The sequence below is a fragment of the Nakamurella sp. A5-74 genome (assembly GCF_040438885.1).
Taxonomy (GTDB): domain Bacteria; phylum Actinomycetota; class Actinomycetes; order Mycobacteriales; family Nakamurellaceae; genus Nakamurella.
The window spans coordinates 1,338,919-1,361,571 of record NZ_CP159218.1 but is presented as its reverse complement, the minus strand read 5'-3'; the positions used below and the strand labels follow the sequence as shown (position 1 = coordinate 1,361,571).

The window sequence follows — 22,653 nt, the reverse complement described above, 5'->3', positions numbered from 1 at the left end:
ACGCCCCCCCTCCCCACCACGAGGCCCGGACGCCTGTCGACGACCCACATCGGTCGCCGACGGGCGTCCGGGTCTCGTCCGCTTCGGGCACTCCGGGCAGCGAATCCACACGCTTCTGGTGGCAAACGGGCAGTCTGGCGGCGGTCTCCACGCAGAGATCACGATTACTCGGGACCCACAACGGGCAGAACTCGGGCAATCCAGGTACCCGGATCGCACTCGACCGGGTGACGCCGGAGTGGTTTGGTTCACAGGACGCCCCGGAAGTCGGGGCACATGAGATGAATTACCTCAGCGAGGAGGGATCGCGTGCCGTCCACCAGCGAACTGCGTCGTCGCGCGATCCTCGATCGGGCCAGGACCGAGGGCAGGGTCGACGTCACCGACCTGGCCGACGATCTCGGGGTGGCCAGCGAGACGATCCGCCGTGATCTGTCCCGGTTGGAGAACCACGGGCTGATCCGCCGGGTGCACGGGGGCGCCCAACCCGTGGAGAGCGCCGGCTACGAGACTTCGATCCTGCTGCGGGCGGAGTCCCGGCCGCAGGAGAAACGGCGTATTGCGGTCGCGGCTGCCGAGCACCTGGGCGATGCCGAGACCGTCTTCATCGACGAGGGCTTCACTCCGCAGCTGGTCGCCGAGGAGCTCGTCGCCTCGGACCGACCGCTCACCTTCGTCACCTCGTCGCTCACCTCGGCCGCCATCCTGGCGGCCAATCCTGCACACACCACGATCATGCTGGGCGGCCGCATCCGTGGTCGCACGCTCGGCACGGTCGACCACTGGGCCACCGCGATGCTGGCCGATCTCCGGGTCGACATCGCCTACCTCGGGGCCAACGGGGTGTCCCGAACGCACGGCCTCACCACCCCCGATCCGGCGGTCGCGGCCGTGAAACGTGCGGCGGTCGCTGCTGCTCGCCGGCGCATCTTCGTCGGCATCAACACCAAGTTCTCGGTCAGCAGCTTCATTCGGTTCGCCGACCTGGCGGATTTCGAACTGCTGATCACCGACGCCGGCCTGAACGCGCACGAGGCCCAGCGCTATGCGGCGGCCGGCACCCAGGTGCTGCGTACCTGATGCCCGGTCCAGCTGGAAGTCACTGTCCCCCAGGCAGTCCGACCGGTCCACCACACACCCACCCACCCACCGCTTCACCCCACCACCCTTTCTGGAAGGAACGGACTCGATGAAGAGCACCCGCACCACCCGCAGGACGAGCTCCATGCTCGTCGCCGCCGGTTGCGCCGGCATGTTGCTGCTGGCCGCCTGCGGCAGCGACACGACCACCGCCGATCCGGCAGCGACCACCGGCGGCGCAGCCCCCAGCAGCACCAGCAACGGTTTCGCGGTCTCCACGCCCGCCTCGACCCCCTCCGAGACCGGATCCGCAACCGGATCCGCAACCGGTTCCGCAACCGGTTCGGCAACCGGCTCCAGCTCGGCGCCCACCAGCTCCGGCGGTGGCACCGACGCCGGACCCACCAAGAACCCGGCGACCGACGGCAAGACGATCAACGTGCTGATGGTCGCCAACCCGCAGATGACCGACCTGCAGAAGCTGACCGCCGACAACTTCACCGCCAAGACCGGCATCACGGTCAACTACACCGTGCTGCCGGAGAACGACATGCGCGCCAAGGCCGCCATCGAGTTCAAGAACCAGGCCGGTCAGTACGACGTCGCGACGCTGTCGAACTTCGAGATCCCGATCTGGTCGCAGAACGACTGGCTGGCAGATCTGACCGACTTCTCCAAGAACGACGCCTCGTTCAACCAGGCGGACGTGTTCCCCGCCATGACGACCTCCCTGTCGACCGACGGAAAGATCTACGGCGAGCCGTTCTACGGTGAGTCGTCGTTCCTGATGTACCGCAAGGATGTCTTCGCGGACAAGGGGGTCAAGCTGTCGGACAACCCGACCTGGGACGAGGTGGCTGACGCCGCCGCCAAGGTCGACGGCGCGCAGTCCGGCATGAAGGGCATCTGCCTGCGCGGCCTGCCCGGCTGGGGTCAGCTCGGCGCTCCGCTCACCACCGTGATCAACACCTTCGGTGGCGCCTGGTTCGACAAGGACTGGAACGTGCTGATCAACAGTCCGGAGAGCAAGGAAGCCGTCAACTTCTACGTGAAGCTGGTCAAGGAGCACGGCGAGGTCAGCCCGTCGCAGGCCGGCTTCACCGAGTGCCTCAACAACATGCTGCAGAGCAAGGTCGCCATGTGGTACGACGCAACCTCCGCAGCGGGCTCGCTCGAGGCGAAGGACTCACCGGTCGCCGGCAAGATCGGCTACGTGCAGGCTCCCGTGAAGAAGACCAAGTCGGCCGGCTGGCTGTACACCTGGGCGTGGGGCATGGAGAAGGCGTCCAAGAACCAGGATGCTGCGTGGCAGTTCATCTCGTGGGCCAGCTCGTCGCAGTACGAGAACCTCGTCGGTGAGAAGCTCGGCTGGGCCAAGGCTCCGTCGGGCAAGCGCGCCTCGCTCTACAGCAACCCGGACTACACCAAGGCTGCCGCGGCGTTCTCGCCGGCGACCCTGACCGCGCTGCAGGCAGCCAACCCGGCCAGCCCCGGCCTGCAGGAGCGCCCGACGCTCGGCATCCAGTTCGTCGACATCCCGGAGTTCACCTCGCTGGGTGACGACGTCACCTCGGTGCTGTCGCAGGTGCTCGCCGGCAGCGGCACCGTCGACTCCGCACTGGCCACGGCGGAGCAGAAGGCGCAGGACGTCGCCGGCGGCTACAAGTGACAGCCGTCCACCAGTGATCTCCAGCTGTCCGTGACATCCGTCCGGGTGCGGTGGTGAACGCACCGCCGCACCCGGAACGCACCACAGTGCTTGTCCCCCATCAGGTTCGGGCGGGGGCGTCGCCCCATCGCGACGTCCCCCGCCCTCCTGGTCCCGCTCCGAGAAGAAGAACAGGTCGATCATGACGACTGCGACTTCGCCGACCGACCGGCAGTCGGAGGTGCACGGCCACGAGCAGACCTCGCAGAAGGTCGCCGCCGAGGTCAATCGCCGCGCCAAGCGCGAGGGCTGGGTCCGCCGGGCGCCGCTGTTGCCCGGCCTGCTGTTCACCGTGATCGTCACCCAGCTGCCGTTCATCGTGACGATCGTGCTGTCGTTCCGCCGCTGGGACGGTGACCGGCCCAGGATCTCCGGCTGGACATTGCGCAACTACGAGCAGGTGTTCAAGGACGAGGCGATCCTCTCTGCGTTGTGGCACACGGTGGTGCTGACGGTGTCGGTGGTGTTGATCTCGCTCGTGTTCGGACTCTGCATCGCGCTGTTGCTGAATCGGAAGTTCCGTGGCAGGGGCGCCGTCCGGACGATGATGATCGCCCCGTTCCTCATCGTGCCGGTCGCCGCCGCGACGTTCTTCCGCTACGGCGTCTTCGACGCCAGCAACGGCCTGCTCGCCGGGATCCTCACCTCGGTGAAACGTCTGTTCAACCCGGATGCGGCCGCTGCCACCATCTCGATCGCCTCGTCGCACCCGATGCTGACGGTGATCATCACGCTGGTGTGGCAGTGGACGCCGTTCATGACGCTGATCCTGCTGGCCGGACTGCAGTCCCGTCCCGGCGACATCCTGGAGGCCGCCGCCGTCGACGGCGCGACGCCGTGGCAGGTGTTCCGCAATCTGACGCTGCCGCACATGCAGCAGTACTTGGAGCTCGCCGGTCTGCTCGGCGCGATCTACATCATCCAGAACTTCGACGCGGTGTTCACCCTGACACCACTCAACCCGCAGACCCAGAACCTGCCGTACCTGATCTTCCGGACCATCCAGGCCGACAGCGACTACGGCCTCGCCTCAGCGCAGGGAGTCGTCGTCGTGGTCCTGACCATCATCGTGGCGACCTTCGCCCTGCGCACCGTGTCCAGCCTGTTCAAGGAGGAGAACGCGCGATGACCACCACCGTTCCTGCTGCCGGCAGCGCCACCGCCGCCCACCGCCCTACCCCTGCCGGGGCGCCGCGCAGCACCAAGGTGGGCGCGTCCCTGCTCACCGTCCTCACCTGGGTGATCGGGCTGATCTTCGTCGCCCCGCTGTTCTTCATGCTGCTGGTGAGCTTCCACAAGAACCAGACGGCCACCCTCAACACCCCCGGCCTGTTCGAGCCGCTGTCGCTTGAGGGCTACCAGGCGTTCTTCGGCTCCAAGACCGGCCAGAGCACCTGGCCGTACATCATCAACTCGGTGATGGCCTCGGTGATCTCGACCGCGATCGTGGTGATCGTCGCGATCCCCACCGCCTATGCGCTGTCGGTGAAGCCTGTCCGCAAATGGACCGACGTGATGTTCTTCTTCCTGTCGACCAAGTTCCTGCCGATCGCCGCGGCGCTGGTGCCGCTGTTCGTCATCGCCAAGAGCATCGGCATGCTGAACAACATCTGGTTCCTGGTGATCCTGTACGCCGGGATGAACCTGCCCATCGCGGTCTGGATGATGCGCTCGTTCCTGGCCGACATCCCGCCTGCCCTGTTCGAGGCAGCCTCGCTCGACGGCGCCGGCCTGATGAAGACCCTGACCAGGGTGGTCGCTCCGATCGCGGCACCCGGCATCGCCGCGACGTCCCTGATCTGCTTCATCTTCTCCTGGAACGAACTGCTGCTGGCACAGCTGCTCACCTCCAGCATCGACGCCCAGACCCTGCCGACATTCCTGCCGAGCCTGTTCGATCCGCGGAACCCGTTCCTGGCCACCATGTCGGCGGCCTCGATCTGCATCTCGCTGCCGGTGCTGATCGCCGGGTTCGCCGCCCAGGACAAGCTCGTCCAAGGGCTGTCACTCGGCGCTGTCAAGTGACGCACCCCGACGTTCTTCCGCTCACCGGTGCTGCGCTGCAACAGATCTCGGGCTCTGTTCGAATCCCGACCTACGACCGCGCAGCGGTGTCGGTGGGGATCGTGCACTTCGGGGTCGGCGGGTTCCATCGCGCCCACCAGGCCATGTACACCGACGCCCTGCTCGCCGCCGGTGAGCGTGACTGGGGGATCTGCGGGGTCGGTGTGATGCCCGGCGACCGCCGGATGCAGCAGGCGCTGGATGCCCAGGACGGTCTCTACACGCTGGTGACGAAGTCGCCCGATGGCGCCCTGGACGCCCAGGTGATCGGGTCGATCGTGCAGTACCTGTACGCGCCGGACGACCCGGAGGCGGTCCTCGAGCTGCTGGCCGCACCCAGCACCAGGATTGTCTCGCTCACCGTCACCGAGGGCGGCTACTCCATCAACCAGGTCACCGGCGACTTCGACCCGGCACCACCGGCGATCGCCGCCGATCTGCAGCCGGAAGCCGTGCCCGGCACCGTGTTCGGCCTGATCACCGAGGGGCTGCGGCGACGACGCGAGCGCGGGATCGAACCGTTCACCGTGCTTTCGTGCGACAACCTGCAGGGCAACGGCGACCTGGCTGCGCGGGCATTCACCGAGTTCGCGACCTTGAAGGACGCCGAGCTCGGCAGGTGGGTCGGCAACTGTGTCAGCTTCCCGAACTGCATGGTCGACCGCATCACCCCGGTGACGACCGACGAGGACCGCGCGATGGTCGCCGAGAAGTTCGGCATCACCGACGCCTGGCCCGTCGTGTGCGAACCGTTCACCCAGTGGGTGCTGCAGGACGACTTCCCCGCCGGCCGGCCGGCGTGGGACACCGTCGGCGCCCAGGTCGTCGACCACGTCGAACCGTACGAGCTGATGAAGCTCCGCCTGCTCAACGCCTCCCACCAGGGCATCGCCTACCTGGGCCATCTGGCCGGGTACCGCCTGGTGCACGATGCCGCCCAGGATCCGGCGATGCGGCGGTTCCTGTTGGCGTACATGCAGGACGAGGCGACGCCCACCCTGGCGCCGGTGCCCGGGATCGACCTGGATGCCTACCGCCACGAGCTGATCGAACGGTTCTCCAACGCCCACGTGCGGGACACCGTCGCCCGGCTGGCCGCCGAGTCCAGCGACCGGATCCCCAAATGGCTCGTGCCGGTCATCCGCGAGAACATCGCGGCCGCACGGCCCGTCCCGCTGTCCGCCGCGATCTGTGCGGCCTGGGCGCGGTACGCCGAAGGCACCGACGAACAGGGCGCACCGATCGAGATCGTCGACCGGATCGCCGACGAACGTCACGCCGCCGCCCTCGCCCAGCTCCAGGACGGTGGGGATCCGCTCGCCTTCGTCCGGAACCAGGACCTGTTCGGTGATCTCGCCGACCAGCCCCTGTTCACCGAGCCCTACCTCGCCGCGCTCGAGCTGCTGCACACCCGCGGAGCTGCAGCAACGCTGCGGGCGCTGACCGGAATCGCTACCGCCGCACAGTGATGGCGGTCAGGTCTACTCCCGCAGGGTGACTGCGGGCAGCCCCAGCGCTTGCGGTGGTGTGGTGGTGTAGCAGTGGCCGGTGGGGGTGGTGATGGTGACGGCGCCGCTCTTGCTGCGGTGGTGGTGCCAGCCGGGGACGTCCTTCGACAGATTGCCGCGGGCGCACAGGCCTTGGCCGTTGGCGTAGGTGGTCGAGCCGCCGCGGGACCAGGGTGTGATGTGGTCGGTGTGCCGGATCGGGGCTGAGCAGTAGGGCTGGCGGCAGTGCCGGTCGCGGGCGGCGATCACGGTCTTCAGATGGTCCGGGAAGTCCCGGCGGCGTTCGTCCAGCTCGACGGGTGATCTCGAGACGGGTTCGGTGAACAGCCTGCGCACCCACGACTCCGCTTCCGGGTTGCCGGCGATGGCGCGGGCGACGCCGGCGGGGATGGGGCCGTGGCCGTCGAGTTGGGCTGGGGTGGATCCGTCGCCCAGCAACGTGTCCAGGCCGATGGTGATGCGGATCTCGACGGGAACCGCCGCTGCAGTGACCTGTCCGGTGCAGCGGGTCACGAGCAGGTCCGCCATGGTCTGGCCCAACGTTTTCGGCTTCTCCGTCACTGGGTCGAGACCCGATTCACCGGTGCCGATCAGTGTTTCGGCGGCCCTGCGCAGGTTCGCGTAGACGGCGACCCCTTCAGCGACGGGGAGCAGCGCGGACACGATGCACATCGAGTCGGATGCCGGCCGCACCCACACGCGGCGCTCCGTCGAAGCGTGCCGGGCGCGGTCGACGAACCCGTGTGGATCCAGTTCGTAACAGGCGTGGTCGATGGCCTTCTCGGTGGCGGCGAGGTTCCATCCCGACATCCGGGGCGCGATCCCCGCATCCACCAGCACCGCATCGGTGTCGGACAGGTGCGAGGTGCGGGTCACCGCGATCCTGGCTTGCGCCTCGGAGATGTCTCCACCCCGGAACTGGTTCGCGATCTGCGGCAGCCGCTCGTGCAGGGCGACAGCAAAACCCAGATGGCGGGCAGCCGCGGCCGGCGACATGCGGCGCGCGAAGCCGAGCTGTTCCGCGGTCCCGCGACCCAGATCCCGCGGTTTCACCCCGGCGTCGAGTTGACGCTGCTTCTCGGCGGAGGCGAACGCGACCTCTTCCGCGGCCAGGACGGAGGATGCGGTCGCGATCAGTCGCTGCAGGGAGGCGATCCGGTCGATGCTCTCAGCCTGGGTGGACGCCGGCCCCAGGTCGAGAAGTTGGCCTTGCAGATCGTCGGTGACGAGACGGATCCACCGGTCCTCCAAAAACTCATCGACCTGCTGCAGCTCGTCCATGTCTGCGGCGTCGACGAGGTTCTCGTCGAGCCACAGAGGCGGAATCGTTGCTGGCATGGGTCTATTATCGAACAGGTGTTCCAGTGATCCACACCGCCGGTCGGGTGAAGAACGAAGGGGTGTGAACAACCGATCGAGTGAGCTCGGTGCCGAACGGAGGGGCTCTGGGGCACGGCCGACACTGCGCGGATTTCCATCACGATTCGGTCTCACCCTGAACCGGATCGGGATCTGCGTGCAATGAACTACGTATGGAGACCGGGGTGCACGACGAGCCATCGACCGTCGCGGCTCCTGCTCCGCCCGAGTGGATTCGCGACGGTTGGCCGCTCGTCGCTCGCTGCGTCCGGAGATTGATCCGTGATGACGCCTGGCACGACGTCGCCCAGGACGCACTGCTGGAGGCCTGGCGGCGCCGCGCCACGTTCGACCCCGCCCGCGGTCGCGCCGACAGCTGGATGGTGGCGATCGCGGTCACCCATGTGCGACGTTTCCACCAACGGCACCGCGATCAGCGACTCGCCGAGATCTCGGAGCCCGACGCCGCACCGGCGCAGGCTGATCGCAGCACCAGCATTGCGGGCCGTCACGACCTGCTCCGGGCGATCGAACAGCTGCCGGAACGGCAGCAGCTCGCAGTGACCCTGTCGTACTTCCTCGACCTGCCGGAGTCCGAGGTCGCAGCGGTGATGGGCTGCCGGCCCGGCACGGTCAAGTCCACCCTCTCCGCGGCCCGCGCCGCCCTGCTCAACCTTCTGGGAGCTGAGTACCGATGACCCGCACACCCGCACCTACCGGCGATGCAGAGCTGGACGAGGCCCTCCGCGAGGCGGCGCTGCAGTGGCGTCTCGACTTCGAGGTGCCCCCGATGCCGTTGCTGGACAGCGGGTCTCAGCCGCTGGAGGTTCACCCTTCGGCACGCCTGCGCTGGACGAGGCCGGTGCTGGTGGCTGCGTCGATCATCGCGCTCGGCGCCGTGGCTGCCGTCGTGATCAGCGCTGCGCGCCCGACGGGCCAGGTCGCCGGGCCCTCCGTCTCCGCAGGGCCCTCCCTCTCGGCTCGGACTTCCCTCTCGAGCGGGCCCGTCACCTCTCAGGCACCAGCCCCGGATCCGGTGTGGCCGGTCCCGGGCCTGCAGACGCTCGACATCCTGGACGGCACCCCGCCGCCGTCGATCACGATCGGCGGCTCCGTTTACCGCATGGCGTCGGCGACTCCACCGGTCGACGTGGTTACCGACTCCGACCACCCGAACTTCCTCGGCGTCACCCCGCAGAGCAATGCGAGCCCGTGCTTCGGGATCGCCACCCGCATCTATCTCGACCGAACGTCCTCCGGCACCATCACCCTCAGCGAGGCGTCCTACCAACGGGAGGGCATCTCCGGGCCTTGTCCTGAAATGGCAGTGCTCTCAGGGCCGAAGTACGGACTCGCTCCGTATGCGATCGCAGGCCAGAAACTGGTCGCAGCCGGATCCGATGCAGCACTCCAGCACGTCGATCTCGCTGACTACCACGCTCCGCGCTACCTCCCGGACGGGTACGAGCTGAGTTCGTCGTTAGGTTTGGCCTCGGCCTGGGGCAGCGGCAAGCCCCCTGGATCACGAGTGGATCGTGTTCTCACCCTGCACCGACAACCGTCCACGAAGGACATCACGCTGACCTGGCAGGACCCCGCGGTGGGCAACGCCGCCGCTCCCCGGCCGTCCACGGCGTCCCGGGTGATCGCCTGTGCCACCCGGATACTCACGGCGGATCTCGCGGTCACCGCGTGCGGCAACACCATCGACCCCCAACGGCCGGTCACCGTCGCAGAGCTGCAGCGTGTGGTGGACAGCATTCCCGACTGACGCGCGATTCGCCGCCCGACCGCGCGACTCGCCTGGTCGTCGACAAGCAACGCAGCCGAGCTGCAGGCGACATCGGGTCGACGATCAGACCGCAGTGATGGTACTGGCGGCGGACGTCGTGGCCGGGTGATCCGCCACGATGAAAGCCTCTTCGATCACGGTGTGGTCCAGGGTGTCGATCACGGCGCTGACGTCGGTCATCCAGTCGTCGAGCTCGACGCGGATCGGGATTCCGGGTTGCCGGCGCTGAGCGGCGACCAGCAGGGTCGCGGCGATTTCTGGATCGCGGTGAAGGGCGCCTCCGACGAACCACTGGACGCCATTATCGGTGTAGGTGTGGCCGATTCCGACGATCCCGCTTTCGTCGGCGACAGCAATGACATGCTCGGTATCGGTGGACATCTCAGTCCAGAACTGGTCGGGCTGCGGGGCCGGCGGATCCCAGTGGTGACCCTCGATGTACCAGGTTCGCCAGGCGGCGATCGCGCCCGGATCTGCCGGGTCCAGATCTCGTACCGTTCCGGTGACGATCAGGTCGGCGGGGACCTGGATGTGCACTTCGCGGGTGCGCTGGATCGGCGTCATCTGCTGGCTCGCAGCCATGGCTGCTGCTGGCGAGTCGGCTAGAACTTTGGCCCGCAATGGCCCCGCGTGGTCGGGAACAGCAGCCCTCAGCGCCTTGACAGCTTCTGTGCCCCAGCCCTTCAGACGTTGTGCTGGTGCAACCTCGACGTACAACCATTCCCTGGCTGGATGCAGGCGGGGATGGAACGCGGAAGCAACCGCGACGGGTGCGGTGGTGTCGAAGAGAATCAAGCAGCGGGACCAGAACTCGCCGTCGGACGGCGGCTGCCAACCGCCGCGGCCCTGCTCGACAGTCCAGTGCTTGGCGGGACCGAACTCGGACTCCACCAATTCACGGACCGCTTCGTTCCACGGCTCGACCCGAACTGCCATGACCGCGGACACTACCGAATGCGGGATGTGCAGCCGCTGAGCAGCGATCCGCCTGACGACCGCAACCGGCGTCGACCCCCTGTGTGGACAACTGCCGCGCGCTCGAGCGGAGATCTGCGACAGTCCGAGCATGGGGATCCGTTACTACGCCTGGGCCATCGACGACGAGGACCTCGATTGGATGGCCGAGTTTCCGTGCGCTTGTGAATGCCGCGAACCGCGGCCGGAACGGCGGGAGGCCCTGCGCCGCCTCGACGTACTCGTGCTGGACAAGGCGTGGTGGTACTTCCAGGAGTTGTTCGACGCGATGGGCACGGTGGCCGGACGACCAGCCGGGCGATTGGTGCTCTCCCACGACATGATGCACACCGTCGAGTACGAGCCCTCCTACGGCAGCGTCCAGGCAGCCCACGTCGCCGAGGCCGCCGACGATCTGGCCCGGGTGACGCTCGACGAGGTCCGCGAGCTCACCGCGCGCCGCGATCGCTCCGAACAACGTCAGTTCGGCGGCCTGCAGAACTTCCTCATCGAGCAACTGGAGTCGGCCCGGCGGTACACCGAACGCCTCGCCGAGCGAGGACTGGCGCTGCGGTACCGGATCGGCTGACAGCTGGACCCGGCCAGGTTCCGCACGCCGCACCTCCCGAGGTCTCAGCGAGCGCCGCACTTCGATAACCTCGACGATCATGACCACTGCCTCCCCCACCACCCTGGACGACTGGGTCTCGCGCACCGCCGACGAGGTGATCGCCGAGGCCGAGCGCCGGGGCACGAAGGTGGTCTGCGCGTCGGGTCTGTCGCCGTCCGGACCGATCCATCTGGGCAACCTGCGTGAGGTGATGACGCCGCACCTGATCGCCGACGAGGTCAAGCGGCGCGGGATCGAGTGCGAACACATCATCAGCTGGGACGATTTCGACCGGTTCCGCAGGGTGCCACTGGGCATCCCCGGCGTCGACGAGAGCTGGACCGAGCACATCGGCAAGCCGCTCACCGATGTCCCGGCGCCGCCCGGATCCGCACACGACTCCTGGGCTGCGCACTTCCGCGCCCAGTGCGAGCAGGGGCTCGCCGATCTCGGCATCATCTACCGCGGGATCAGCCAGACGCAGCAGTACACCTCGGGCGCCTACACCGGGCAGATCCTGCAGGCGATGGGCCTGCGCAAGCAGATCGACGATGTGCTGGATCGCTACCGCACCCTGGAGCGCGAAGCCGAGGCGCAGCAGGCTGCCACCGCCAGCGCGGGTTCACAGGGAGCCGAGAAGAAGCGCGGCCAGAAGCAGCAGGCTGCACCCACGGACGACGAACTCGCGGCAGCCGCAGCAGCTGCCGAGGGATCGGGCGCTGCCGAGGAGGACGACGGCGCCACCGGCGCCGGCTACTTCCCGTACAAGCCGTACTGCACGGTCTGCGGCACCGATTTCACCACCGTCACCGCCTACGACGACGACACCACCGAGCTGAACTACACCTGCCGGTGCGGACACTCCGAAACCGTGCTGCTCAAGGACTTCCGCCGCGGCAAGCTGGTGTGGAAGGTCGACTGGCCGATGCGCTGGGCGTACGAGAAGGTGGTGTTCGAGCCGTCCGGGGTCGACCACCAGTCCCCCGGTTCGTCGTTCGTCGTCGGTCTCGACCTGGCGCCGCTGTTCGGCTGGCAGCGGCCGATCGGTCCGATGTACGCCTTCGTCGGATTCGGCGGCATGGCGAAGATGTCGTCCTCCCGCGGCGGCGTCCCGACGCCGAGTGAGGCGCTCACCCTGATGGAGCCGCAGCTGCTGCGTTGGCAGTACGCGCGCCGGCGGCTCAACCAGTCGTTCTCGATCTCCTTCGACGGCGAACTCGGCCGCCTCTACGACGAGTGGGATGCGCTGACCAGGCGGGTCGAGGCCGGCACCGCCCAGCCCGCAGAGACCGCCGCCCACTCCCGCGCGGCCGCCACCGCTGAGCAGGTGCTGCCGACCACCGCCCATCCGGTCGGCTTCCGCACCCTCGCCTCGATCGTCGACATCACCACCGGCGACGACGACCAGCTGTTGCGCATCGTGGCCGCCCTGGATCCGCAGAATCCACCCCCCGACGTCGCGCAGCTACGACCGCGGCTGGAAAAGGTCGAGCACTGGGTGACCACCCAGATGACGGCCGAGGAGCGCACGCTCGTCCGGAGCGTCCCCGACGGCGAGCTGTGGAGCTCGCTGGAGGAGCCGCAGCGGGCGGCTGTCGACCTGCTGCTGGACGGCAACGGCGCCGATCTGCCGCCACTCGCCGACGCCTGGTCGCTGGATGGTCTGACACACCAGGTGTACGGCGTTCCCAAGGTGCTGCGCGGCTTCTCCGCCGACCAGATCATCAAGGGCGACAAGGAACTCGGCGCCGCCCAGCGCGAGTTCTTCAAGCTGCTCTACCGCCTGCTGGTGTCCTCCGACACCGGACCTCGGCTGCCGACACTCCTGCTGGCCGTCGGCGCCGATCAGGTCAGGACACTGCTCGGCCGCTGATGGCGTGCACCGGCAGGCTCAGCCATGCGGTACGGCCGCCGCCGAGACGGATGGACAGCTCGTTGGGTACCAGCGTGATGAAGTCGTGCAACGGATCCGCGTTCCCCGGATTCCGCAGGTGCAGCGGGTGCGCCCCGCCGGAGACCTGCAGGCGGATCTGGTGTCCGGCCCGGAACACGTGCCCGGTGGGCGCGAGCGCCAACTCGACTTCGTGGTCACCCACCCGGTCGACGAAACGCCGGTAGCCCTCGGTCACCGAAGTGGACTTCCCGCCGGCGTCCACATCGCACAGCCGGACGAACAGGTCGTAGGACGCTGCCGTTCCCGAGATCGTCAGCCGGACAACGGGATCGCCGATCACGGTGAGGTCCTGCGCCAGGGCAGCGGCGGTGAACAGCAGCACGTCGCCGCGGGATTCCCTGGCCTTCTGCGACTTCGGACCGGCCGTGATCGGATTGAGCGATCGGCCCCCGGCCGCCGGGGTCGGGTCGGTCGGATCGTAGGTCAGGGTGGGCGATCCCGACGCGCTGTCCGGCGTCCGCGCCAGCGCACCGGCGGCGGTGAGATGCATGATGCCGCCCGGTGCCTCGGCCCCCGGCCAACCGGCCAACTCCACCGTCTGCTCGTCGCCGGTGGTCAGCAGGTGCACGCCGTCGGTCGCGCGTATCTCGCCCGCGGGCGCCAGCATCCGGAGTGCCGCCAGCACCGCGGCGTCGGCGGATCCGGCGTCGGTGTGACGCCACGGGCCGATGAACAGTTGCGCGCTGACCCCGGCTTCCTGCAGCGCCCGGTGGTCGGCCACCTGATCGAGCAGGAACAGGTCGTGCCACCCGGCCGTCATGACCACCGGCGGCAGACCTGCCGGGTCCCGCGCGAAGTCGATCGGCTCCCAGAACCGATCACCGGGTTCGTTGTGCACCAGCCAGTCCCGGTAGGAGTCGACGTCGTGGCCGACGGCCGCACGGATCGCGTCGGCAGGCGGGAGTGCCGTCGCGGCCCGCAGGCGCAGCGGCGAGCGCACCAACGCGGCCAACCGCCCGAGCGTGCCCTTGGTCTGCGCATCGAGCGCAATGTTCCAGGTGAGCGCGGTCTCGAAGGCGAATCCCTCACCCGGGTAGACGACGGCCTCACGGAAGTTCCGCGCCGAGATGACGACGACCATCCCGACCAGGTCCGTCGGACGGTCCTCGGCGACGGACCACTGGGTCAGCCCCAGGTAACTCGGGCCGAAGGTGATGAAGCGCCCCCCGTACCACGGCTGCCCGCGCAGCCAGGCCACGGTGTCGCTGCCGTCAGCCCGTTCGTTGAAGAAGGGATTCCAGTCGCCGCCCGCCTCCCCGGTGCCCCGACAGTCCTGCACCACCACGTGGTGCCCGGCCTCGGCGAACATGCACGCCCACACCTCGGCCATGTCCCGGCCGTAGGGGTTGCGGACCAGCACGGTGTGCCCGCTGGACGCACCAGCGGGCGCCCAGTGGTCGGCCGGCAGCACCACCCCGTCCGACATCGTCACCGGCAGGTCACGCTGCACCAGCGCGGTGGTGACCGGTTGCGGGAAGTTCTTCCGGCGGCGCGCCTGCCGTCGACCGAACGCTTGCAGCGGCCCGAGCCTGGCCGGCCGGAGAGCACCGTGCTTCGCACCATCGTGTCCAGGCATGGTCCCACCGTAGCGCCGGCCACACCCGGCTGCGGCCAACCGACTTCTCATCGCCCAGCGCGCAGCCGTTCACACCACCGTCACGAATCTCCAACACGAACTCCCCTGCGCCGGCCGATGTCCGACCCGTTCGAGGGATACCGGTTCGGCCCGGCGTGGGACCAGGCGTTCAGCGGACCCGGCACACCGCGATCGAGCCATCTGGACGTCCACCGATCGCTGCAGGCGATCACCGCCCCGCGCGCCCGCCCGTACAACGCCGGAAGGCCGGCTCCCCTGGGGGAACCGGCCTTCTGGATGGTGGCTGTACTGCTACGTCCTGATCAGCGGTAGTCGCGGCCCAGGTCGTAGTCGTCCAGCGGCACTGCGGCACCGGTGTTGGCGCCGAAGTCACCCGAGTAGTAGGTGTCGTCGGCGAAACTCGGCAGCGCGTACGCAGCGGCACGCGCCTCCTCGGTCGGGTTGACCTGGATGTCGCGGTAGCGGGCGATGCCCGTACCGGCCGGGATCAGCTTGCCGATGATGACGTTCTCCTTGAGGCCCACCAGCTTGTCGCTCTTGGCGTTGATGGCCGCATCGGTGAGCACCCGGGTGGTCTCCTGGAAGGAGGCCGCCGAGAGCCACGAATCGGTCGCCAGCGATGCCTTGGTGATGCCCATCAGGACCGGACGTCCGGCAGCAGCCTCGCCGCCCTCTGCCATGATCCGACGGTTCACGGTCTCGAACTCACCGCGCTCGATCACCGCACCCGGCAGGAACTCGGCGGAGCCCGAATCGATGACGGTCACCCGACGCAGCATCTGACGGACGATCACCTCGATGTGCTTGTCGTGGATCGACACACCCTGTGCGCGGTACACACTCTGCACCTCGCGAGCCAGGTGCAGCTGCACCTGACGGGGGCCCATCACGCGGAGCACCTCGTGCGGATCGGCGTTGCCCTCCAGCAGCTGCTGTCCGACCTCGACGTGATCGCCGTCGGTCAGCAGACGCTCGGAGCCGTCGACCGCGATCGTCGCGAGCCGCTGCGTCTTCGGCAGCTTCTCGTAGACGACCTCTTCGCTGCCGTCGTCCGGGATGATCGTGATCTTCAGGAACTTGTCGGCGTCGTCGATCTGCACCCGACCGGCCGCGTCCGCGATCGGCGCACGACCCTTCGGGACGCGCGCCTCGAAGAGCTCCTGCACACGGGGCAGACCCTGGGTGATGTCCGAGGAACCCGACGCCGCACCGGTGTGGAAGGTACGCATGGTCAGCTGGGTACCCGGCTCACCGATGGACTGTGCCGCAACGATGCCCACCGCCTCGCCGACGTCGACCAGCTCGCCGGTGGCGAGGCTGCGTCCGTAGCAGACGGCACAGGTGCCGACGCCGGCCTCACAGGTGAGGACGGAGCGGACCTTGACGCTGGTGATCCCGGCCTCGACCGCCGCGATGATGTGCTCACCACGGACGTCGGTGCCGGCAGCGATCAGTACCTTGCCCTTGGCGTCGACCGCGTCGACCGCGAGCACCCTGGCCTCGATGGAGGTCTCGGCGTGCTCGTGGACGTGCACGCTGCCGTCGGAGTAGACCTCCGAGATCGGCAGCTCGACGCCACGCTCGGTCCCGCAGTCGTTCTGCCGGACGATGACGTCCTGGCTGACGTCCACCAGACGACGGGTCAGGTAACCCGACTCCGCCGTCCGCAGCGCGGTGTCGGCCAGACCCTTACGTGCCGAGTGGGTGTTGATGAAGTACTCGAGCACCGACAGACCCTCGCGGAAGGAGGACCGGATCGGCCGCGGGATCTGCTCGCCGCGCGAGTTGGTCACCACGCCCTTCATGCCGGCCAGCGACCGCACCTGGATCCAGTTACCGGCGGCACCGGCGACAACGAGGGTCGAGATCGGGTTGCCCGCCGGGTAGGCCGCCGGCAGCTCGTTCTCGATCTGCTTGGTGGCGTCCTCCCAGATCCGCACCAGCTCGGCGGTCCGCTCGTTGTACGAGAGGTTGCCGCGCTGGTAGGACTTCTCGACCTTGGTCGCCTGCTCCTCGTGCTCGTCGAGGATCTGCTGCTTCTTCGCCGGGATGATGACGTCGTTGATCGCGACGGTCATGCCGGACCTGGTCGCCCAGTAGAAGCCGGCTTCCTTGAGCTTGTCGAGGGTCTGCGCGACCAGCGACATCGGGTAGTACTCGGCCAGGTGGTTGACGATCGCCGCCTGGACCTTCTTCGGCATCTCCTGGTTGACGAACGGGTAGGCGCTCGGCAGCAGCTCGTTGAACAGCACCCGTCCCAGGGTGGTGTCCGCGACCCACGGCTGACCGGCCTCGTAGCCCTCGGGGAGCTCCGCGTCCGGGCCGGGGATGATGTCCGTCAGTCGCACCTTGATCGGCGCGCGCAGGTCGATCAGACCGACGTCGCGGGCCATGATCGCCTCGGCGGGCGAGGAGAAGGCGTGACCGGCTCCGGTCGCGTCCTCGTCCTTGCCGCAGAGGTAGAACAGACCCGTCACGAGGTCCAGCGACGGCATCGCGAGCGGCTTGCCGGACGCCGGCGACAGGATGTTGTTGCTCGAGAGCATCAGCACCCGGGCCTCGGCCTGGGCCTCGGCGGACAGCGGCAGGTGGACTGCCATCTGGTCACCGTCGAAGTCGGCGTTGAACGCGGCACAGACCAGCGGGTGGAGCTGGATGGCCTTGCCCTCGACCAGCTGCGGCTCGAAGGCCTGGATGCCGAGCCGGTGCAGGGTGGGTGCCCGGTTGAGCATCACCGGGTGCTGCCCGATGACCTCTTCGAGGACGTCCCACACCTGCGGGCGCTGACGCTCCACCATCCGCTTGGCGGACTTGATGTTCTGCGCGTGGTTCAGGTCGACCAGCCGCTTCATGACGAACGGCTTGAACAGCTCGAGCGCCATCAGCTTGGGCAGACCACACTGGTGCAGCTTGAGCTGCGGGCCGACGACGATGACCGAACGGCCGGAGTAGTCGACGCGCTTGCCGAGCAGGTTCTGGCGGAACCGGCCCTGCTTGCCCTTGAGCAGATCGGACAGCGACTTGAGCGGGCGGTTGCCCGGGCCTGTCACCGGCCGGCCACGACGACCGTTGTCGAACAGTGCGTCGACGGCCTCCTGCAGCATCCGCTTCTCGTTGTTGACGATGATCTCGGGTGCGCCGAGGTCCATCAGCCGCTTGAGGCGGTTGTTGCGGTTGATCACCCTGCGGTACAGATCGTTGAGGTCGGAGGTCGCGAAGCGGCCACCGTCCAACTGCACCATCGGGCGCAGCTCCGGCGGGATCACCGGCACACAGTCGAGCACCATGCCGAGCGGCGAGTTCTGGGTCTGCTGGAACGCCGCCACGACCTTCAGTCGCTTGATGGCGCGCAGCTTGCGCTGGCCCTTGCCGCTGCGGATGGTCTCGCGCAGCCGCTCGACCTCCGCGTCGATGTCGAACTCCGAGATGATCTTCTTGAGCGCCTCGGCGCCCATGCCACCCTCGAAGTAGTCGCCGAAGCGGTCCTCGAGCTCGCGGTACAGCAGCTCGTCGATGATCAGGTCGCTGACCTTGAGCTTCTTGAACAGGTCGAGGACCTCGTCGAGACGATCGATCTTGCGCTGCGCGGCGTCCCGGATCTGACGCTGTTCGCGCTCGCCACCGTCGCGCACCTTGCGGCGCACATCGGACTTGGCACCCTCGGCCTCCAGCTCGGCCAGGTCGGTCTCGAGCTTCTTGGCGCGGGTGTCCAGGTCGGCATCGCGGGTGGACTCGAGGTTCTTCCGCTCGACCGCCATCTCGGCCTCGATGGTGGGCAGGTCGTTGTGACGCAGTTCGTCGTTGACACCCGTGATCAGGTACGCGGCGAAGTAGATGATCTTCTCGAGATCCTTCGGGGCGAGGTCGAGCAGGTAGCCCAGCCGCGACGGCACGCCCTTGAAGTACCAGATGTGGGTGACCGGAGCGGCCAACTCGATGTGGCCCATCCGCTCACGACGCACCTTGGCGCGCGTGACCTCGACGCCGCAGCGTTCACAGATGATGCCCTTGAAGCGGACGCGCTTGTACTTGCCGCAGGCGCACTCCCAGTCGCGGGTCGGGCCGAAGATCTTCTCGCAGAAGAGTCCGTCCTTCTCGGGCTTGAGGGTGCGGTAGTTGATGGTCTCGGGCTTCTTGACCTCACCGTGCGACCAGGCGCGGATGTCATCCGCGGCCGCGAGGCCGATACGCAACTCGTCGAAGAAGTTGACGTCGAGCACTTGTGACTTCCCTTGTTCTTGAAAGCGATGTCCCCGTGGGGGGACGGGGTGGGAGGAACCAGCGGCCGGCCCGCGGCGCCCGAGTGGGGCGCCGCGGACCGGACCGGTCAGTTCACCAGGTCGTCGACCGAGGCCGACTCGTTGCGCGAGAGGTTGATGCCCAGGTTCGCGGCGGCGCGCTCGAGATCGTCGTCGTCGGAGTCACGCATCTCGATCTTGGCTCCGTCGCTGGCGAGCACCTCGACGTTCAGGCACAGGGCCTGGAGCTCCTTGAGGAGCACCTTGAACGATTCCGGGATGCCCGGCTCGGGGATGTTGTCGCCCTTGACGATGGCCTCGTACACCTTCACCCGGCCGACGATGTCGTCCGACTTGATGGTGAGCAGCTCCTGCAGGGTGTAGGCAGCGCCGTACGCCTGCATCGCCCAACACTCCATCTCGCCGAACCGCTGACCACCGAACTGCGCCTTACCGCCCAGCGGTTGCTGGGTGATCATCGAGTACGGGCCGGTGGAGCGTGCGTGGATCTTGTCGTCCACCAGGTGCGACAGCTTCAGGATGTACATGTAGCCGACGGCCACCGGGTACGGGAAAGGCTCACCGGAGCGACCGTCGTACAACGGCGCCTTGCCGTCAACGCCCACGAGACGATCGCCGTCCCGGGTCGGGATGGTCGAGTCGAGCAGACCGGTGATCTCGTCCTCGGTGGCACCGTCGAAGACCGGCGACGCGGTCCGGGTGAACGGACCCGCTTCGCGGGCCTCGATCCGCTCGGCCCACTCGGGCTCGCCCTCGATCTTCCAGCCCCTGGCCGCGACCCACCCGAGGTGGGTCTCCAGGATCTGTCCGATGTTCATCCGTCGCGGCACACCGTGCGGGTTCAGGATGATGTCGACCGGGGTTCCGTCGGCGAGGAACGGCATGTCCTCGACCGGCAGGATCTTGCCGATGACGCCCTTGTTCCCGTGCCGGCCGGCGAGCTTGTCGCCGTCCTGGATCTTCCGCTTCTGGGCCACGTAGACGCGGACCAGCTCGTTGACGCCCGCGGACAGCTCGGCGTCGTCGTCGTCCCTGGTGAACACTTGGACACCGATGACCTTGCCGGTCTCGCCGTGGGGCACCTTGAGCGACGTGTCGCGGACCTCGCGCGCCTTCTCACCGAAGATCGCCCGCAGCAGCCGTTCCTCCGGGGTCAGCTCGGTCTCGCCCTTGGGCGTGACCTTGCCGACCAGGATGTCGCCGTCCTGGACCTCGGCGCCGATGCGGATGATGCCGCGCTCGTCGAGATCGGCCAGCACCTCGTCGGAGACGTTCGGGATGTCCCGGGTGATCTCCTCCGGCCCCAGCTTCGTGTCGCGCGCATCGATCTCGTGCTCCTCGATGTGGATCGAGGTCAGCACGTCGTCCTGGACGATGCGCTGGGACAGGATGATGGCGTCCTCGTAGTTGTGGCCCTCCCACGGCATGAACGCGACCAACAGGTTCTTGCCGAGCGCCATCTCGCCGTCCTGCGTGCAGGGACCGTCGGCAATGACCTGGTTGGCCTCCACCCGCTGACCCTCGACGACGATCGGGCGCTGGTTGAAGCTGGTGCCCTGGTTCGAGCGACGGAACTTCCGCAGACGGAAGGTCTTGTGCTGACCACCGTCGGTCATGATCGAGACGTAGTCGGCGGTCGCCTCCTCGACGACACCCGCCTCGTCCGCGAGCACCACGTCGCCGGCGTCGACAGCGGCGCGGTACTCCATGCCGGTGCCGACCAGCGGCGATTCGCTGCGCAGCAGGGGCACGGACTGACGCTGCATGTTGGCGCCCATCAGCGCACGGTTGGCCTCGTCGTGCTCCAGGAACGGGATCATCGCGGTCGCGACCGACACCGTCTGACGCGGCGAGACGTCCATGTACTGGACCTCGGACGGATCGACCTGGTCGACCTCACCGGAGGCGCGCTGCGACTTGCGCCGCACGAACACCCGCTCCTCGGTCAACTTGCCGTTGTCGTCGAGCTTGGCGGACGCCTGCGCGATGATGAAGCGGTCCTCCTCGTCGGCGGTGAGGTAGACGATCTCCTCGGACGCGATGCCGTCGGTGACCTTGCGGTACGGGGTCTCGATGAAGCCGAACGGGTTGACCCGCGCGAACGTCGCGAGCGAACCGATCAGGCCGATGTTCGGGCCCTCAGGGGTCTCGATCGGGCACATCCGGCCGTAGTGGCTGGGGTGCACGTCGCGGACCTCGAGCGAAGCACGATCACGGGACAGACCGCCCGGCCCGAGCGCCGACATACGACGTTTGTGGGTCAGCCCGGCCAGCGGGTTGACCTGGTCCATGAACTGCGAGAGCTGGCTGGTGCCGAAGAACTCGCGGATCGAGGCGACCACCGGACGGATGTTGATCAGGGTCTGCGGCGTGATGGCCTCGACGTCCTGGGTCGTCATCCGCTCGCGGACCACCCGCTCCATCCTGGACAGGCCGACACGGACCTGGTTCTGGATGAGCTCGCCGACGGTGCGCAGGCGACGGTTTCCGAAGTGGTCGATGTCGTCGGTCTCGACCGGCAGGCTCTGACCACGGACGTCCCAGGTCTCCTGGCCGTCGTGCAGACGCAACAGGTACTCGATGACGCTGACCAGGTCGGCCTCGGTGAGCACGCCGACGCTCGTCGGCTCCGCCAGGCCCAGCTTCTTGTTCAGCTTGTAGCGGCCGACCTTCGCGAGGTCGTAGCGCTTGTCGCGGAAGAAGAGGTTCTGCAGCAGGTTCTCTGCCGACTCGCGGGTCGGCGGCTCGCCCGGGCGCAGCTTGCGGTAGATGTCCAGCAGCGCCTCGTCCTGCCCCGGGATGTGATCCTTCTCCAGGGTGGAGAGCAGCACCTCGGACCAGGCGAACTTCTCGCGGATCTGCGACTCGTCCCAGCCCAGCGCCTTCAGCAGTACGGTGACCGGCTGACGACGCTTGCGGTCGATGCGCACACCGATGGTGTCGCGCTTGTCGATGTCGAACTCGAGCCACGCTCCACGCGACGGGATGACCTTGACGGAGAAGACGTCCTTGCCGGCGGTCTTGTCCAGGTTCTTGTCGAAGTAGACGCCAGGGGAACGCACCAGCTGCGACACCACGACACGCTCGGTGCCGTTGATGATGAAGGTGCCCTTCTTCGTCATGATCGGGAAGTCGCCCATGAAGACCGTCTGCGACTTGATCTCGCCGGTCTCGGCGTTCATGAACTCCGCGGTGACGAACAGCGGGGCCCCGTAGGTGGTGTCCTTCTCGCGGCAGTCGTCCTCGCTCGCCTTGACCTCGTCGAACCACGGGTCCGAGAAGGTGAGGGAGAGGTTGCCGGAGAAGTCCTCGATCGGCGAGATCTCGGTGAGGATCTCGTCGAGACCGGACGGGGTGGGCTCGGTCTGGCGATCACGCCAGGCCTGTGCTCCGACCAACCAGTCGAAGGACTCTGTCTGCAATGCCAGAAGGTTCGGGACCTCCAACGGCTCCCGAAGCTTGGCGAAGGAGACCCGCTGGGCGGATCCCCCGGGGTTCTGACGGGGGGTCTGGGCTGACGTGCTGACTGCCAAGATGCGTCCTTCCGAGGACCGATGCTGCCGGCTGCCGGTAACGGCACTGCTCGCGCTCCCCTGTTCCGGGACGTCCGGCTGCGCGACTCGCACCACGACGCCGAACCGGCTGGCGCCCTCTGGGCGTTCGGTTCTGCGGCAGATGGTGCGAACGCGCTGGGACGATGGCGGAAAGAGAGCAGCGCAACGTCGGACGTTACCAGCACGAAGGCGCGCCTGTCCAGACGTGCCCGAC

At 67.8% G+C, this 22,653-nt stretch carries 15 protein-coding genes; 10 read left to right on the top strand and 5 right to left on the bottom strand.

Going from position 1 to position 22,653, the window contains the following annotated elements; all coding sequences use genetic code 11:
• The first annotated feature begins 309 nt into the window (after nt 1-309).
• From ABLG96_RS06200 to ABLG96_RS06180, 5 genes are all read left to right on the top strand, one after another.
• The gene (locus ABLG96_RS06200) at nt 310-1,080 is read left to right on the top strand and encodes a DeoR/GlpR family DNA-binding transcription regulator (protein WP_353650512.1); all 771 of its coding nucleotides are present in this window, start codon (nt 310-312) and stop codon (nt 1,078-1,080) included.
• A 109-nt stretch (nt 1,081-1,189) separates the two neighbouring features.
• On the top strand, nt 1,190-2,749 hold the full coding sequence (locus ABLG96_RS06195) for a sugar ABC transporter substrate-binding protein (protein WP_353650511.1): 1,560 nt from the start codon (nt 1,190-1,192) through the stop codon (nt 2,747-2,749).
• Nucleotides 2,750-2,930: 181 nt separating this feature from the next.
• Nucleotides 2,931-3,917, top strand: coding sequence for a sugar ABC transporter permease (locus tag ABLG96_RS06190; protein ID WP_353650510.1), 987 nt, complete (start codon nt 2,931-2,933; stop codon nt 3,915-3,917).
• Nucleotides 3,914-4,813 (top strand): carbohydrate ABC transporter permease, encoded by a 900-nt coding sequence (locus ABLG96_RS06185; RefSeq protein ID WP_353650509.1) that lies wholly within the window; start codon nt 3,914-3,916, stop codon nt 4,811-4,813. The genes ABLG96_RS06190 and ABLG96_RS06185 overlap by 4 nt, the downstream gene beginning before the upstream one ends.
• Nucleotides 4,810-6,321 (top strand): mannitol dehydrogenase family protein, encoded by a 1,512-nt coding sequence (locus tag ABLG96_RS06180; protein ID WP_353650508.1) that lies wholly within the window; start codon nt 4,810-4,812, stop codon nt 6,319-6,321. Before ABLG96_RS06185 ends, ABLG96_RS06180 begins: the two co-directional genes overlap by 4 nt.
• 12 nt (nt 6,322-6,333) lie before the next feature.
• Here ABLG96_RS06180 and ABLG96_RS06175 read toward each other — a convergent pair whose 3' ends face one another.
• Complete coding sequence (locus ABLG96_RS06175) at nt 6,334-7,698, bottom strand: DUF222 domain-containing protein (RefSeq protein ID WP_353650507.1); 1,365 nt, start codon at nt 7,696-7,698, stop codon at nt 6,334-6,336.
• Nucleotides 7,699-7,904: 206 nt separating this feature from the next.
• Between ABLG96_RS06175 and ABLG96_RS06170 the strand changes: the two genes are divergently transcribed.
• The gene (locus tag ABLG96_RS06170; protein WP_353650506.1) at nt 7,905-8,417 is read left to right on the top strand and encodes a sigma-70 family RNA polymerase sigma factor; all 513 of its coding nucleotides are present in this window, start codon (nt 7,905-7,907) and stop codon (nt 8,415-8,417) included.
• On the top strand, nt 8,414-9,490 hold the full coding sequence (locus ABLG96_RS06165; RefSeq protein ID WP_353650505.1) for a hypothetical protein: 1,077 nt from the start codon (nt 8,414-8,416) through the stop codon (nt 9,488-9,490). The genes ABLG96_RS06170 and ABLG96_RS06165 overlap by 4 nt, the downstream gene beginning before the upstream one ends.
• An 84-nt stretch (nt 9,491-9,574) precedes the next feature.
• Here ABLG96_RS06165 and ABLG96_RS06160 read toward each other — a convergent pair whose 3' ends face one another.
• Nucleotides 9,575-10,447, bottom strand: a complete 873-nt coding sequence (locus tag ABLG96_RS06160; RefSeq protein ID WP_353650504.1) for a hypothetical protein — start codon at nt 10,445-10,447, stop codon at nt 9,575-9,577.
• Nucleotides 10,448-10,577: 130 nt separating this feature from the next.
• Here ABLG96_RS06160 and ABLG96_RS06155 point away from each other — a divergent pair, with 130 nt between their 5' ends.
• A complete protein-coding gene (locus ABLG96_RS06155) occupies nt 10,578-11,054 on the top strand; it encodes a hypothetical protein (protein WP_353650503.1) in 477 nt (158 codons plus the stop codon).
• Between the two features lie 79 nt (nt 11,055-11,133).
• Nucleotides 11,134-12,948 (top strand): lysine--tRNA ligase, encoded by a 1,815-nt coding sequence (locus ABLG96_RS06150; protein ID WP_353650502.1) that lies wholly within the window; start codon nt 11,134-11,136, stop codon nt 12,946-12,948.
• On the opposite strand, the gene ABLG96_RS06145 is transcribed toward ABLG96_RS06150, so the two are convergent.
• On the bottom strand, nt 12,926-14,605 hold the full coding sequence (locus ABLG96_RS06145) for a CocE/NonD family hydrolase (RefSeq protein WP_353650501.1): 1,680 nt from the start codon (nt 14,603-14,605) through the stop codon (nt 12,926-12,928). The two genes, ABLG96_RS06150 and ABLG96_RS06145, sit on opposite strands and share 23 nt — an antisense overlap.
• Before the next feature lie 117 nt (nt 14,606-14,722).
• Here ABLG96_RS06145 and ABLG96_RS06140 point away from each other — a divergent pair, with 117 nt between their 5' ends.
• Nucleotides 14,723-14,938, top strand: coding sequence for a hypothetical protein (locus tag ABLG96_RS06140; protein ID WP_353650500.1), 216 nt, complete (start codon nt 14,723-14,725; stop codon nt 14,936-14,938).
• On the opposite strand, the gene ABLG96_RS06135 is transcribed toward ABLG96_RS06140, so the two are convergent.
• Together ABLG96_RS06135 and ABLG96_RS06130 are read right to left on the bottom strand one after the other, a co-directional pair.
• A complete protein-coding gene (locus ABLG96_RS06135; RefSeq protein ID WP_353650499.1) occupies nt 14,929-18,846 on the bottom strand; it encodes a DNA-directed RNA polymerase subunit beta' in 3,918 nt (1,305 codons plus the stop codon). The two genes, ABLG96_RS06140 and ABLG96_RS06135, sit on opposite strands and share 10 nt — an antisense overlap.
• Nucleotides 18,847-18,953: 107 nt before the next feature.
• Nucleotides 18,954-22,418, bottom strand: coding sequence for a DNA-directed RNA polymerase subunit beta (locus ABLG96_RS06130; RefSeq protein WP_353650498.1), 3,465 nt, complete (start codon nt 22,416-22,418; stop codon nt 18,954-18,956).
• Between the last annotated feature and the right edge of the window lie 235 nt (nt 22,419-22,653).

Excerpts from the sequence above, each read along its gene's own strand:
- ABLG96_RS06140 (WP_353650500.1), top strand. The coding sequence starts at position 14,723 with ATGTCCGACCCGTTCGAGGGATACCGGTTCGGCCCGGCGTGGGACCAG.
- ABLG96_RS06195 (WP_353650511.1), top strand. The coding sequence starts at position 1,190 with ATGAAGAGCACCCGCACCACCCGCAGGACGAGCTCCATGCTCGTCGCC.
- ABLG96_RS06145 (WP_353650501.1), bottom strand. The coding sequence starts at position 14,605 with ATGCCTGGACACGATGGTGCGAAGCACGGTGCTCTCCGGCCGGCCAGG.
- ABLG96_RS06175 (WP_353650507.1), bottom strand. The coding sequence starts at position 7,698 with ATGCCAGCAACGATTCCGCCTCTGTGGCTCGACGAGAACCTCGTCGAC.
- ABLG96_RS06150 (WP_353650502.1), top strand. The coding sequence starts at position 11,134 with ATGACCACTGCCTCCCCCACCACCCTGGACGACTGGGTCTCGCGCACC.
- ABLG96_RS06190 (WP_353650510.1), top strand. The coding sequence starts at position 2,931 with ATGACGACTGCGACTTCGCCGACCGACCGGCAGTCGGAGGTGCACGGC.
- ABLG96_RS06160 (WP_353650504.1), bottom strand. The coding sequence starts at position 10,447 with ATGGCAGTTCGGGTCGAGCCGTGGAACGAAGCGGTCCGTGAATTGGTG.
- ABLG96_RS06155 (WP_353650503.1), top strand. The coding sequence starts at position 10,578 with ATGGGGATCCGTTACTACGCCTGGGCCATCGACGACGAGGACCTCGAT.
- ABLG96_RS06165 (WP_353650505.1), top strand. The coding sequence starts at position 8,414 with ATGACCCGCACACCCGCACCTACCGGCGATGCAGAGCTGGACGAGGCC.
- ABLG96_RS06185 (WP_353650509.1), top strand. The coding sequence starts at position 3,914 with ATGACCACCACCGTTCCTGCTGCCGGCAGCGCCACCGCCGCCCACCGC.